Origin of the sequence: Vibrio penaeicida, assembly GCF_030689305.1 — a bacterium.
GTDB classification, from domain to species: Bacteria; Pseudomonadota; Gammaproteobacteria; order Enterobacterales; family Vibrionaceae; genus Vibrio; species Vibrio penaeicida_B.
In genome coordinates this window covers 184,916-198,873 of the sequence record NZ_JAUYVM010000006.1, presented here as the reverse complement: position 1 = coordinate 198,873, position 13,958 = coordinate 184,916, and the positions used below count along the sequence as shown (strand labels likewise).

The window sequence follows — 13,958 nt, the reverse complement described above, 5'->3', positions numbered from 1 at the left end:
CTACATCAGTTGCCTTTTTTAATCGCGCTTGTAAACTTGGGCGGCTTATTCAGCTTACATGTGTTTACTCAAAACACCATGCGTCAACGAGATAACACATGATTCAGCTAAGCTGCAAAAAATGTAGCTGGCGAAATGGCAAAAGGAGATGCCATTCATCCGAGCCTAAGTTAGGAAACAGAGGCGCTGTTAGAGGTAAATAAAGACATGTTGAATAAAGACTTTCACATCGTAAAGTGCATTCGAGAACGAATTGTACAAGGCGGAGCCAAAACAGCGCTCAAACACAAAGTCTCGGACAAATGGGAAAGCATCAGTTGGAAATCATTTGGCGAGCAAGTAGATTCGCTTTCTCTTGCATTATTGTCGCAGGGTATCGATGTTCAAGACAAAGTGGGCATCTACTCCAACAATATGCCTGAGTGGACAATTGCCGATATAGGCACACTACAACTCCGCTGCGTTACCGTTCCTATTTATCCAACAAATACCGCCGCTCAAGCTGCGTATATCCTAGACAATGCCGATGTAAAGGTTCTGTTTGTTGGTGAACAAGAACAATACGACGCCGCTCTCTCCATATTTGAGCAGTGCGCACAGCTTGAGCTCATTGTTGCCATGTCGAATGACATTGAGATCGTCGAAGGCTCCAACAGCCTGAGTTGGGATGCATTTATGTCGCAGGGGCAAGAGCATCCGAGTGATGAACTTGGTCAGCGACTCGACGATATCGATCTCGATGACCTAACAACCCTTATCTACACTTCTGGTACAACTGGTCAGCCAAAAGGCGTGATGCTGACCTATTCAAATATAGCAGCGCAACTTGAAGGGCATGACCGTCGATTAGGCTTGACGCCAAACGATGTATCACTCTGTTTTCTTCCTTTGTCGCACGTATTTGAGCGAGCTTGGACATTTTATGTGCTTTATAAGGGGGCGGTGAACTGCTACCTAAAAGACACCATGCAAGTGCGAGAAGCACTTGGAGACATTCGCCCAACGGTAATGTGCGCTGTCCCTAGGTTTTACGAGAAAATATTCTCTGCCATTCACGAAAAAGTATCCAAGGCGCCTGTCATCCGAAAGGTGCTCTTTACTTGGGCTGTCAACATGGGCGCAAAAATGGCAGAGTGCAAGCGCACCAATACCCAGCCTTCGTTCATGTTAAAACGTAGCCACAAACTGGCTGATAAATTGGTTTTAAGTAAACTCCGTGCATTGCTTGGTGGAAACATCAATTTTATGCCGTGTGGTGGTGCCAAGTTAGATGAAACCATAGGTCGCTTTTTCCATGCTATTGGTATTAACGTGAAGCTCGGTTATGGCATGACGGAAACAACAGCAACGGTTTCTTGCTGGGCAGATGGTACGTTTGATCCTGATTCCATTGGAACTTCCATGCCAGGCGCTCAAGTGAAAATAGGCGAGAACAACGAAATATTGGTTCGCGGACCTATGGTTATGAAAGGGTATTACAAGTTACCAGAAGAAACGGCGAAAACGTTTGATGAACACGGTTTTCTAAAAACGGGTGATGCGGGAACTTTTGATGATAAAGGCAATTTATTCATTACCGATAGAATTAAAGAGTTAATGAAAACGTCTGGAGGCAAATACATAGCGCCTCAAATGATCGAAGGTGCGATAGGAAAAGATCACTTTATTGAACAGATTGCCGTAATAGCGGATACGCGAAAATTTGTTTCCGCTCTGATCGTACCTTGTTTTGATTCCTTAGAAGAATACGCTAAAGAACTGAATATCAAATACCAAGATAGAATGGAGCTTATCAAGCATTCTCAAGTCGTTGAAATGTTCGAAAGCCGCCTTGCCGAACTTCAAAATGAATTGGCGAAGTTTGAGCAAGTGAAAAAATTCACATTGCTGCCAAAAGCGTTTTCTATGGATTCTGGTGAGCTAACCCCAACACAGAAACTTCGCCGAAAAGTGATAAACGATCGATATCAAAGCGAAATAGAAGAAATGTATACGGACTTTCCGAATAAAAAGTAATTATGCGTTACTTTTCTTTCAAAAATAGCCTGCAGTTTTGCAGGCTTTTTTGATGCCATAAAGTTTGTATCTCACAGCTGAGAAATACGATTTGTTACATGTGTAAAAAATTTTTGATTTAAATTTTTATCATCAATGGTTTTATATTTTGTCTTAATTTTATTTCATGACTCAATAGACTGGTGTTTGGGTATTACGCGACATATTGACAAAAAAGGGCTAAATACACGATTAGACAGCCAGATTCATTTGGATGTAAAGTTCAAATGTGATCTTTTTGTTGGTTATGACTGATAAAGAGTACATAGATGAAAAATTGGAAGTATTTCGAATAGGCTACGAATAAGCCCTAGACTATGTGACATCAAACTCAGCAGTTGACCTTACTGCAAGGTGTTTGATAAGGAGAAAATATGGCAATGTTGTCCGGCGCAGAGATGGTTGTGCAATCTCTAATTGAAGAGCAAGTTGATCAAATCTTCGGCTACCCAGGGGGTTCCGTACTTGATATTTACGATGCTCTGCATGCAAAAACTGAACAAATCAAACACGTATTAGTACGACATGAGCAAGCCGCAACGCATATGGCTGATGGTTATACTCGCTCCACTGGTAAACCCGGTGTGGTACTGGTATGTTCTGGTCCTGGTGCTACCAATACCGTAACGGGTATTGCGACGGCATATATGGACTCTATCCCAATGATCGTTATCTCAGGTAATGTACCAAACAACCTGATAGGAAATGATGCCTTTCAGGAGTGTGACATTGTTGGTGTTTCTCGCCCTATCGTAAAACACAGCTTTCTAGTGAAGAAAGCGGAAGATATCCCAGAAACCATCAAAAAGGCGTTTTATATTGCGACGACTGGGCGACCTGGTCCAGTGGTTATTGACCTGCCGAAAGATGTTCTGAATCCTCAAATCAAGCTTCCGTATAGCTACCCAAAAACAATAGGAATGCGTTCCTACAAACCAACCACTTCTGGTCATAAAGGGCAAATCAAGAAAGCTCTTAAAGCACTATTAGAGGCTGAGAAACCAGTCCTCTACATTGGTGGTGGTGCGGTTATTTCTGAAGCGCATGAGCATATATTTAAGCTGACTGAGGCATTGAATTTACCCGTTGTCAGTACGCTAATGGGGCTGGGCGCGTTTCCGGGTACACACAAGAATGCACTCGGTATGTTAGGAATGCACGGGCATTATGAAGCCAATATGGCGATGCACAATGCTGACTTAATTTTTGGTGTGGGCGTACGTTTTGATGATCGTACGACCAACAACCTTGAGAAATATTGTCCCGACGCCAAAATAATGCACATTGATATTGATCCATCGTCTATCTCTAAAAATGTGAAAGTGGATTTACCCATTGTAGGCTCAGCAGAGAAAGTGCTGGAAACCATGGTTAAATTGCTTGTTGAACAAGATAAGTCCAATGATGAAGCTGCTTTAGAGCAATGGTGGAGTGAGATTAAAGTATGGCAAGACAGAAACTGCCTCGCGTATGAAAAGTCACCAGAATGCATCAAGCCTCAACAGGTCATTGAAACTCTACACAAGCTGACAAATGGTGATGCCTATGTAGCATCGGACGTTGGTCAGCATCAGATGTTTGCTGCGCTCTACTATCCGTTTAATAAGCCACGTCGCTGGATCAATTCAGGCGGTTTGGGCACGATGGGCTTCGGCTTGCCTGCTGGAATGGGGGTGAAATTCGCCAATCCAGACGAAGAAGTCGTTGTGGTGACGGGTGATGGTAGTATCCAGATGAATATTCAAGAGCTTTCTACAGCGCTTCAATATGATATTCCAGTCAAAATTATCAACCTAAATAATCGATTCCTTGGCATGGTTAAGCAGTGGCAAGACATCATTTATCAAGGGCGTCATTCTAACTCCTACATGAGTTCTGTTCCCGACTTTGCTGCAATCGCAGAAGCTTATGGTCACGTTGGTATTCGTATCTCTTCTCCAGACGAACTGGAGTCAGGCTTGCAAAAAGCACTGGATATGAAAGACCGATTGGTATTTGTCGATATCAGCGTCGATGAGACCGAACATGTATACCCAATGCAAATAAAAGGCGAGGGTATGGATAAGATGTGGCTAAGCAAGACAGAGAGAACTTAATATGAGACATATACTTTCACTATTACTGGAAAACCAGCCGGGTGCTTTGTCTCGAGTTGTGGGATTGTTTTCTCAGCGCGGGTACAACATTGAATCGCTGACGGTTTCACCTACAGATGATGAGACGTTATCTCGTTTGAACATCACAACCACTTCAAGTGAAATGCAATTGGAACAAATTCAAAAGCAATTGCACAAATTGATCGATGTTCTGAAGGTTCAAGAAGTTACTGATCTTGAACACGTAGAAAGAGAGCTCATGTTAATTAAGGTGAAAGCCGACGGCTTTGCACGTGCAGAAGTTAAACGGACTGCGGATATCTTCCGGGGTCAAATCGTCGATGTCACGGCCTCTCAGTACACGGTTCAGATGGCAGGAACAAGTGAAAAATTAGACGCATTTATCAACGCGTTGACGGAAGTAACGGAAGTTATTGAAGTCGCTCGAAGCGGCGTCGTTGGAATTGCGCGAGGCAAGCATTCGCTGAAAGCGTAACCATTTGTATCTTTGAGGCAAGCCACTTCTTTAGAGAAGTGGCTTTTTTGTTATATTGCACCTTCTAAAGGTAGTCTGATCTCATAACTTTTTATTGTTTGTATAAAAATCAAGCGGATCTAACCTGTTTATAGAGTTTGGTTATATACTTGCAGACAGCGTATTTTTCGTTTCGTCGTGTAATGATTCGGTTATTGGTTTTTGAGGTCATCTGTGAAAGTAAAAAATCTTGTTATTTACATTGCTCTCACTTGCCTCATTCTGTCTTCTGGTGCTGCGCTTATGTACCACAAGCGATACAATCAATTGGTGGATCAACATATCGATCAATTGATAAGCCAATCCCAGCACCAAATGGCTTTTTCTGAGCGAGAACTCAACGAGATAGAGGTTCAGCTGCGTGCGACGATGGAACTTCTACGGGGTAATCGTTTCTTATACGACTATGTCGAATATCCCATTCAAAGTCGACGAGTGTTGGTTGAAGAGCTATGGATGTCGATAGCGTCTAGCCAGCAATGGTTTAAAAGCATCTATTATATGGATAACAAAGGAAAGGAATCTATCGCCGTTGATTTTTCTTTCCAAACAAGTAGCGCTCAAGCTCGACATCATTTAGATAATCACAAAAATACCCCTCTCCTCCAATTCTCAGAGTCTTTAAACGCCAACGATATTGCCAGCTATGGATTAACGATCCGGGCCATGGAGCATGTCGAAGAATCCAGTTTCAGTCCAATTCTTGAAATAGTCACCCCCATTTATTCTTTAGGAGAACGTGCAGGCTATCTTGTTTTCGTTTTGGATGTTTGGTTTTTGATGTCAGTGATTGAGTACTCACCCAGCTCGCAGCTAATTCCAGAAGTCGTCACCAAAGATGGTGACTATTTAGTGAGTAAAGATCGTCAGAAACTCTTTGGTTTTCTATTACCTGATAGGCAGAAATACAATCTTTCGGTGACTCATCCAGAAACTTGGCAGAAGATAAAGAACAGTAGACATGGTCACGCCATTGAGGATGGCAACCTATTGGTCTTCCACCAAGTCGAATTCTTTAAAGAAGGCGAAGTTAAGCTACTTATAGAAGTGAAAGAAGAGCAACTTGAAGAAGGCATTAGGCTGCAAACGTCCAATTTGATGAAGCAGTTTACTTATGTATTAGTATGGATTTTCTTATTTGCCATTCCGACGGCGTATTTTATTTACCTTTATAAGAAACGTAACCTTGAAAGCAAGTTAGCTATTGCAGCTCTGCATGGAATGTCGGCGGTAATCATTGCGGATAAACGTCATCGTATTATTCAAGTAAATACAGAGTTTGAGAATTTATCGGGCTTTACAAATAATGATCTGGTTGGGCGAAACGCACTAAAATTGTTATGTGGCAAACACAGCAATGATCAGATCATTGAAATAGCGGAAGGGCTGAAAGACTTTGGGTTTTGGGAGGGAGAATTAGAAAATAACAAATCCTGCGGTGATAGCTTTATTAGCCTGACACGAATTCAATCGATTGATTCTGAAAATGCTCGTTCGAAATATTACATTCTTTCGTTGTTTGATATTACAGAGCGCAAACACCTTGAAGAGCAGTTACGCCAGCTGAGTGAGAAAGATGCACTAACGGGATGTTGGAATCGAAGGAAGTTTGATCAAGAGTTGTTTAAACAAACTCGGTTGGTTGAGCGTTACTCTTCCCCATCTTGTTTGGCATTAGTGGATATCGATCATTTCAAACGCGTAAACGATCAGTTTGGTCATGATGAGGGTGATAGGGTTATCCAAAGTGTTGCGAGTTCTATGGAAGGACAACTAAGAGAAACAGACTTTTTAGCTCGAATTGGCGGTGAAGAATTTGCCATTATTTTACCGAATACGCAGGTTGAGCAAGCAGGAGTGCTGATGAACCGACTTAGAGTTTCTATAGAACTAGAACCATCTAACCGAGTAACGGTGAGTGCAGGTGTAACAGATGTGTGCAGCGATACAAAACGTTCTTATAAATGCGCGGATATCGCACTGTACGAATCAAAAACTCAGGGGCGAAATAGGGTTTCAGTGTGTTTGAGTGATGATGAAATCGCTTAACAAAGCGAAATCGATGCACAAGTATTTTGAGTGAGAAACAAATAAAAACGCTGAGTCACAGCTCAGCGTTTTTCTAAAAGAGGGCTTATACTTCTTCAGGCAAAACGGATTCGATTTTGCGCTGAGTATTGTCCAAGTGCTTGTCCATAACTTGAAGCGCTTGCGCTTCGTTTTTGGCTAGAACCAGTTTCATTAAGCTTTCATGCTCGTCAATGTTAATGAAGGTATTTGACTCAAATTTATCTGAGTTTAATGCAACATAACGGTAACGTTTTAATTGATTATCGAGCTCAAGGAAAAAACCATACATGGTATGGGCATCAGAGCCTTCTAATAATGCAGTATGGAAGCGTTGATGGCGCTCTTCCCATTCTGAATTATCGAATGCATTTTCCGTGTGTTGTATACGGGAAAGCTTATGGAATGCAGACAGTACTTCCAGTTCCCAGTTTTCGTCACCTTGCTGAATTGCCTTTTTAAGCAAATGAGCCGACGCAATTTTCATACTTTCAAATAAATCAGACAGTTCACTTTTAGTTACTGAAGAGACCCAGCAACCTTTTTGTGGTTCAAGTCGGACATATTTCTTCCAAGAAAGCTGAACTAATGCTTCACGAATAGGTGAAGCTCCTACTGCATATTTGTCCTTGAGTTCTGCTACAACTAGTTTTTGACCAGGGATTAGAACGCCATTTAAGATATCTTGGCGAATCATTTTTGACACTTTGTCAGTCAGAGTGGGGCTAGACACGATATCCTCATTAGTACTTCAATTGCATATTTATTGTAGTAGGCTTTTCGCACTGAGCTCACATTAAAATGTGTCTCACTTTTAACCACATACAGTTCAGTATGTTGAATAATACGCCATGCGGATTACTGGAGCAAGCTTGTTTCATAAAAAAAGAGGGCTTAAGCCCTCTTTTTATCAGATGTTAACTGTTTGATCTTAAAGAACGTGTACAGATGCTGTGTTTGTTGTACCAGATGCAACTAATGCACCTGATACCATAACAACGATGTCACCTTTTTTACCAAGACCAGATTCAAGCGCTAGCTCTTTACCACGCACATAAAATGCATCGGTGTTGCTGATTTCTTCAACAACGACTGGTGTAACACCTTTAGTCAGAACAAGCTGAGCAGCAGTCTTAGTATTCGTTGTTAGAGCAAGGATGTTTGCCGTAGGGAAGTACTTACGTACTGAACGAGCAGATTTACCGCCTTGCGTTGCAACAACAATTAGTGGTGCCGCTAGTTTTTCAGCCGTGTCTACTGCACCTTTACATACTGCTTCAGTGATACGAAGACGAGGGCTGTCTAAGCGAGAACCTAGCTCAGCTTCTAGCGCTGAATCTGTACGGTTCGCGATTTGAGCCATGATCGTTACTGCTTCAACAGGGTATTTTCCTTTCGCAGTTTCGCCAGAAAGCATTACAGCATCGGTACCGTCCATTACTGCGTTAGCAACGTCGCCCGCTTCCGCACGTGTAGGACGTGGGTTGTTGATCATAGAATCAAGCATTTGAGTGGCAGTGATAACCATCTTACGAGCGCGGTTACACTTCTCGATCATCATTTTCTGAGCGAAGATAACTTCTTCTGCAGGAATTTCTACACCTAGATCGCCACGAGCTACCATGATGCCATCAGAAAGCTCAAGGATTTCATCGAAGTTATCAACACCTTCTTGGTTTTCGATCTTAGAGATGATGTGGATGTATTCGCCGCCGTTTGCGTTTAGAAGCTCACGGATCTCACGAACGTCTTCTGCTTTACGAATAAAAGAAGCCGCAACGAAATCGACACCTTGCTCACAACCAAACTTAAGATCGGCTTTGTCTTTTTCAGATAGCGCAGGAAGTTTCACAGAAACGCCAGGAAGGTTAACACCTTTGTTTTCACCTAGTGCACCGTTGTTAAGCACTTTACACTTAACTTCAGTTTCTGTAGTTGCGATAACTTCCATTTCGATTAGACCATCGTCTACAAGAATAGTGTTACCAGCTGTCAGATCATTAGCGAAACCTGCGTAAGTCACTGCAACTTTATCTTTGTTGCCAACAACTGTTGCGTCTGTAGTGAAAGTGAATTCTTGACCAGCTACTAGATCAACGTCGTCGCCGTTCTCTAGTTTGATAGTACGAATTTCTGGACCTTTAGTATCGAGAAGAATCGCTAGCTGGTTACCAGTGTCTTTCATTACTTGACGGAAGTTAGCAATGCGGTTGCCGTGTTCTTCGAAGTCACCGTGAGAGAAATTCAGGCGCATTACATTCATGCCTGCATCAACTAGCTCGCGTAGCTTCTCTACTGGTTCAGTTTTAGGGCCAATCGTACAAACGATTTTGGTCTTTTTCATGGAAAATACTCTCCGGTACGTATAGTTGCAATTTTAATTTGGGTGAACCAAAGGAAACGCTCATAAGAAAGAAAATGACAACATTTTCGTAAGTTGTGACTTTCGGTTACTTTAGACGTCAACGCCCTCTGGTATCGCAAAATCTTTCAACAAGTTTAGTGTGTATCAGCCTAAACGATATTGATGTAAGTAAATTCTTGCCTATTTAAATCAGCCTAACTGAAATTGATTGCAAAAAAATAACGTGAATTTCTGTAATTTTTTTTCTTTTAGGGTGCGGATTCTACCACCGAATTTCGTAATTATCACGGGTCTGGGTTGTCTTAGAACAAGGTTTTGACGCAAATTTATTTATTTTTTGCTGTAAAAAAAATAGACAATTATGTTTCAGATCGACTATATTTCTTTCAAAGTGAAACCTTAACTGTCGGTTCGAAATGTCAAAGCGAAATACACAACTAAGAAGACACGCAATTTCCAAGCTTGTAGAAGAGTGTGGCGAGGTGAGTGTTGAAGAGCTATCCCATCAATTTGAAACCTCTGAAGTCACTATAAGAAAGGATCTAGCAACATTAGAGCAGAGCGGTCTTTTACTTCGTCGATATGGTGGTGCGATCGCGCTGCCAAAAGAAACAGTTCATGATGACTTTCAAAGTAAAGTTTCAGTTCGTAAGGTTAAATTGGCGCAAGCTGCCGCTAAGTTGATAAGAGACCACAATCGAATTGTTATCGACAGTGGGAGCACGACGGGGGCGTTAATTCAGCAATTAAATGAAAAGAAAGGGCTGGTTGTCATGACCAATTCGCTGAATGTTGCGAATTCTCTTAATGAGCTGGAAAGTGAACCTACTTTATTGATGACTGGAGGGACCTGGGATACACATTCTGAATCGTTTCAGGGGCAGGTCGCTGAATCTGTTTTACGTGCATATGACTTTGATCAGCTATTTATAGGTGCTGATGGTATTGATTTAGAGCGAGGGACAACCAGTTTTAATGAATTGCTGGGGTTGAGTAAAGTCATGGCGGATGTGTCTCGTGAAGTCATTGTGATGATTGAATCTGAGAAGGTTGGACGAAAAATACCAAATCTTGAGCTACCTTGGAAAGAGATAGATGTGCTTGTAACAGACGACCAGGTTAAGGCAGAGTCTGTTGCGATCATTGAATCTCATAACGTTAAAGTTATTCAAGTTAGCTAACTTGCTTGCTAGGTCGAGAGACCCAAAAAAATACAATTAGAAATCGGAGTTACTATGTGTGGAATTGTAGGCGCGGTTGCGCAACGCGATGTTGCTGAAATTTTGTTACAAGGATTACAACGACTAGAGTACCGAGGATATGATTCGGCTGGTGTTGCGGTTATCGATGCCAATTCGAATATTCAGCGTTTACGTAAGGTTGGGAAAGTTCAGAACTTAGCAGATAGCATAGACTTGAATGCGTTTTCAGGTGGCACGGGGCTGGCTCATACTCGTTGGGCGACTCACGGTGAACCCTCTGAAGCCAATGCACATCCACACATGTCCAACGAACGTATCGCAGTTGTGCACAACGGTATTATTGAGAACCACCAAATATTGCGAGAGAAGCTACAAGCACAAGGTTATCCATTCCATTCTCAAACGGATACCGAAGTCATCGCTCATCTTGTTGATCTTGAATTGAAGCAAGCCAGTTCATTGGTTGAAGCAGTTCAATCTACTGTGAAGCAGCTGGAAGGCGCTTATGGAATGGTTGTTGTTGATCGAGATCAACCGGAAAGACTAGTCGTTGCGCGTTCAGGCAGCCCACTGGTCATTGGGCTAGGGGTTGGAGAAAACTTTTTGGCTTCCGATCAATTGGCTTTGTTGAATGTGACACGGCGTTTTATCTTCCTTGAGGAGGGGGATGTCGCTGAAATTACCCGTCGTGATGTAAATATTTTTGATGTGAACGGAGAATCGGTCGAGAGAGAAGCGAAAGAGTCTACGGTTGAGCAAGATGCGGCAGATAAAGGTCAATACCGTCACTACATGCAAAAAGAGATACATGAACAACCTGTTGTTCTTAAAGACACCCTCGAAGGGCGAGTCACTGGTAACTCTATTCTTTTAGAATCGTTTGGCGCAAATAGCGCAGACATGTTTAACCAAGTTGAGCATGTACAGATTGTCGCTTGTGGTACGTCATTTAATGCTGGCATGGTGGCGAAATATTGGTGTGAGTCATTGGCAAAAGTAAGTTGTGACATTGAGATTGCTTCTGAATTTCGATACCGCCCATTTGTCACTCGACCTAACAGCCTTCTCATTACCATCTCTCAATCAGGTGAAACCGCAGATACATTGGCAGCTCTTCGCCTCGCAAAAGAAAAAGGTTACATGGCTGCAATGACGATCTGTAATGTTCCGGGTTCTTCTTTGGTTCGTGAATCTGATTTTGCTTTCATGACGCGCGCAGGAGCAGAAGTTGGGGTCGCTTCAACTAAGGCATTTACCACTCAGCTCGCATCATTACTTATGTTTGTTACCGCACTGGGTAAGCAAAAAGGGACAATAGATCTCGCTAAAGAAGCGGAAATCATTAAATCTCTTAATGAATTACCCGTTCAGCTGGAAAACGCACTAACAAGCAATGCAGTTATTGAATCGCTGGCGGAAGATTTCGCAGATAAACATCATTCTTTATTTTTAGGTCGAGGGGAATTCTTCCCTATTGCTGTTGAAGCGGCACTAAAACTTAAAGAGATTTCATACATTCACGCTGAAGCTTATGCCGCAGGGGAGCTGAAGCATGGTCCCCTGGCTCTGATTGATGCTGAAATGCCAGTTATTGTTGTTGCGCCAAGTAATGATTTACTGGAAAAAGTTAAATCCAACATCGAAGAGGTGCGAGCGCGTGGTGGACAGCTTTATGTCTTTGCTGATGCGGAAGCGGGCTTTGAAGAAAGCGATGGACTGAAAATCGTGACCATGCCGCATGTCGACGAGGTGATTGCCCCCATTTTCTACACGGTGCCAATGCAGCTATTGTCTTACCATGTTGCCTTGATTAAAGGGACAGATGTCGATCAGCCTCGTAACCTAGCGAAATCGGTGACGGTCGAATAACGGGCTATGCTTTAAGAAAACAAAAGAGCCATCTTTAACCTGATGGCTCTTTTCGTATAACGCAGACTCTATAAGTATTAGCTGCTAGTGATCTTTCTATATAAGGCGTCTTTTAGAAAAGCACGTTCACTTTTCATGCGATGCATTTCATCGTCATCAATAGGAGTATTTCTGAGTTCTAACGTTCTAATCTCCTTATCTAGGGCGGTATACTTTTTGTTCTCTTTCGCAAATTCATCATCGGACTGCATGAGCTCCACAATTGTCGTTTCCAACTCAGGAAAATCGACGATTAAACTATGATCTTCTCCTAGCATATTTATCACCTCGTCATTTATGGTTGCACAATACTTTTCAAGGTCATACTTGAGTGTCTATTGATAGATTACCTCATACCTGAATCTCTGTTTTGAGTATGAAGGAAAAAATGATGCCTCGGTTTTTCAGCGTGCTTTAAACAAAAAAAAGAACCGTCAATGCGGCTCTTCTCTTTTTAGTAATTGTTATTTTGCAACCTTACTGGTGTTCGGAGTTGAGGTAAGCTTTCAGCGATATATCGGTCCATGCTCTTGCTTTCTTCAAATATTCCGCTTGAGATTGAATTATTTCTTTTGCAAGCGTGTCTTTGTTGGCTTGCTCTTGCAGCAACTCATCAGTGGCGCTGCGCATGGCTTTAAGAACTGAAGGCGGGAAATCACGCACTTTGATGTCTGGGTATTCGCTTTTCATTGTTGCCCAACTATTGGCGTTTGCATCCAATGCTTGGTTATACATATCGAAAGCGGTCACTCTGAATGCCGTTTCTAAAATAACCCGAAGATCTTTAGGTAGCTTATCCCAAACTCTTTTATTCACTAGAAATTGGGTTTCACTTCCGGGTTCATGCCATGCTGAATAGTAGTAAGGAGCAATTTTCTGAAAACCCATACGTAAATCGAATGCCGGTCCGACCCATTCGAGCGCATCAATTGTTCCTCGTTCCAATGAAGTATAAAGCTCACCAGGTGCAATATTGGTTGGTTTTGCGCCAATTCTAGCCATCACTTCACCAGCAAACCCTGGAATGCGGATTTTCAAGCCTTTTAGATCGTCGATGGAATTGATTTCTTTTCTAAACCACCCTCCCATTTGAATGTCGGAATTGCCGCCGGGGAAAGAAAGCAAGTTATGAGGAGCGTATACTTGCTGCATGAGCTCCATGCCTCCGCCTCGGTAAAACCAAGCGTATTGTTCTGTAGACATCATGCCAAATGGCATAGAAGAGAAATATGATGTGTTTGGCACTTTACCTTTCCAGTAATAAGAGCTGGAATGCCCCAGATCGTATCGACCTGATTTGACCATATCAAAAATGCCGAGAGGCGCTTTATGCTTGTTTGCCGAGTCCACGCGAATATCGAGGCGACCATTGGACATTTCTTTTGCCAATTTCGCCATATTTTTAGTGGCGTCTCCAAGTATTGGAGTATTCGGTCCCCAAGTTTCAGCTAACTTTAATCGGTAGATTTTTTCAGCGGCACTTGCACTTAACGGTAAAGATATTACGGCTAAGGCAATGAGCACTTTGGAGGCATATTGTTTTATTGTCATTGTTATTCATCCTGTTCCATGGTTTTTAGCCAGCATAAAGACAAATAATGAAGAATAAAAATAGTGCGCTAGAGCTTTGATTAATTGATTATTCTTACGAATTCTATTTGGTAAGGCGATAAAAATAATTGTGCTAAAAAGGGTGGGGTATCAATCCAGAATATTTGACTGAGTTAGTA

The 13,958-nt window shown here is 42.2% G+C and carries 10 protein-coding genes; 6 read left to right on the top strand and 4 right to left on the bottom strand.

Going from position 1 to position 13,958, the window contains the following annotated elements:
• The first annotated feature begins 207 nt into the window (after window positions 1-207).
• The 4 genes from Q8W40_RS11990 to Q8W40_RS11975 all read left to right on the top strand — a co-directional run bounded on the left by Q8W40_RS11990 (window position 208) and on the right by Q8W40_RS11975 (window position 6,735).
• Window positions 208-2,016 carry an AMP-dependent synthetase/ligase gene (locus Q8W40_RS11990; protein WP_305397348.1) on the top strand — a complete coding sequence of 603 codons (1,809 nt, stop codon included), beginning with the start codon at window positions 208-210 and terminating at the stop codon, window positions 2,014-2,016.
• A gap of 413 nt (window positions 2,017-2,429) precedes the next feature.
• Window positions 2,430-4,151, top strand: a complete 1,722-nt coding sequence (locus tag Q8W40_RS11985; RefSeq protein WP_305397347.1) for an acetolactate synthase 3 large subunit — start codon at window positions 2,430-2,432, stop codon at window positions 4,149-4,151.
• A 1-nt stretch (window position 4,152) separates the two neighbouring features.
• Entirely contained in the window at window positions 4,153-4,647 is a 495-nt protein-coding gene (gene ilvN / locus Q8W40_RS11980; protein ID WP_101113318.1) for an acetolactate synthase small subunit, read from the top strand.
• A 213-nt stretch (window positions 4,648-4,860) separates the two neighbouring features.
• Complete coding sequence (locus Q8W40_RS11975; RefSeq protein WP_305397346.1) at window positions 4,861-6,735, top strand: sensor domain-containing diguanylate cyclase; 1,875 nt, start codon at window positions 4,861-4,863, stop codon at window positions 6,733-6,735.
• An 85-nt stretch (window positions 6,736-6,820) separates the two neighbouring features.
• Here Q8W40_RS11975 and Q8W40_RS11970 read toward each other — a convergent pair whose 3' ends face one another.
• Both Q8W40_RS11970 and pykF read right to left on the bottom strand, forming a co-directional pair.
• Entirely contained in the window at window positions 6,821-7,486 is a 666-nt protein-coding gene (locus tag Q8W40_RS11970; protein WP_305397345.1) for a GntR family transcriptional regulator, read from the bottom strand.
• Window positions 7,487-7,684: 198 nt separating this feature from the next.
• Window positions 7,685-9,097: a pyruvate kinase PykF gene (gene pykF, locus Q8W40_RS11965; protein ID WP_104399970.1), complete on the bottom strand. Its 1,413-nt coding sequence runs from the start codon at window positions 9,095-9,097 to the stop codon at window positions 7,685-7,687.
• Between the two features lie 437 nt (window positions 9,098-9,534).
• On the opposite strand from pykF, the gene Q8W40_RS11960 reads away from it, so the two are divergent.
• Window positions 9,535-10,299, top strand: coding sequence for a DeoR/GlpR family DNA-binding transcription regulator (locus Q8W40_RS11960; protein ID WP_305397344.1), 765 nt, complete (start codon window positions 9,535-9,537; stop codon window positions 10,297-10,299).
• Window positions 10,300-10,353: 54 nt separating this feature from the next.
• Window positions 10,354-12,189: a glutamine--fructose-6-phosphate transaminase (isomerizing) gene (glmS, locus tag Q8W40_RS11955; protein WP_305397343.1), complete on the top strand. Its 1,836-nt coding sequence runs from the start codon at window positions 10,354-10,356 to the stop codon at window positions 12,187-12,189.
• A 77-nt stretch (window positions 12,190-12,266) separates the two neighbouring features.
• Here glmS and Q8W40_RS11950 read toward each other — a convergent pair whose 3' ends face one another.
• Both Q8W40_RS11950 and Q8W40_RS11945 read right to left on the bottom strand, forming a co-directional pair.
• Window positions 12,267-12,506: a YdcH family protein gene (locus Q8W40_RS11950; RefSeq protein ID WP_305397342.1), complete on the bottom strand. Its 240-nt coding sequence runs from the start codon at window positions 12,504-12,506 to the stop codon at window positions 12,267-12,269.
• A 199-nt stretch (window positions 12,507-12,705) separates the two neighbouring features.
• Window positions 12,706-13,779 carry a TRAP transporter substrate-binding protein gene (locus Q8W40_RS11945; protein ID WP_305397341.1) on the bottom strand — a complete coding sequence of 358 codons (1,074 nt, stop codon included), beginning with the start codon at window positions 13,777-13,779 and terminating at the stop codon, window positions 12,706-12,708.
• Window positions 13,780-13,958: the final 179 nt, after the last annotated feature.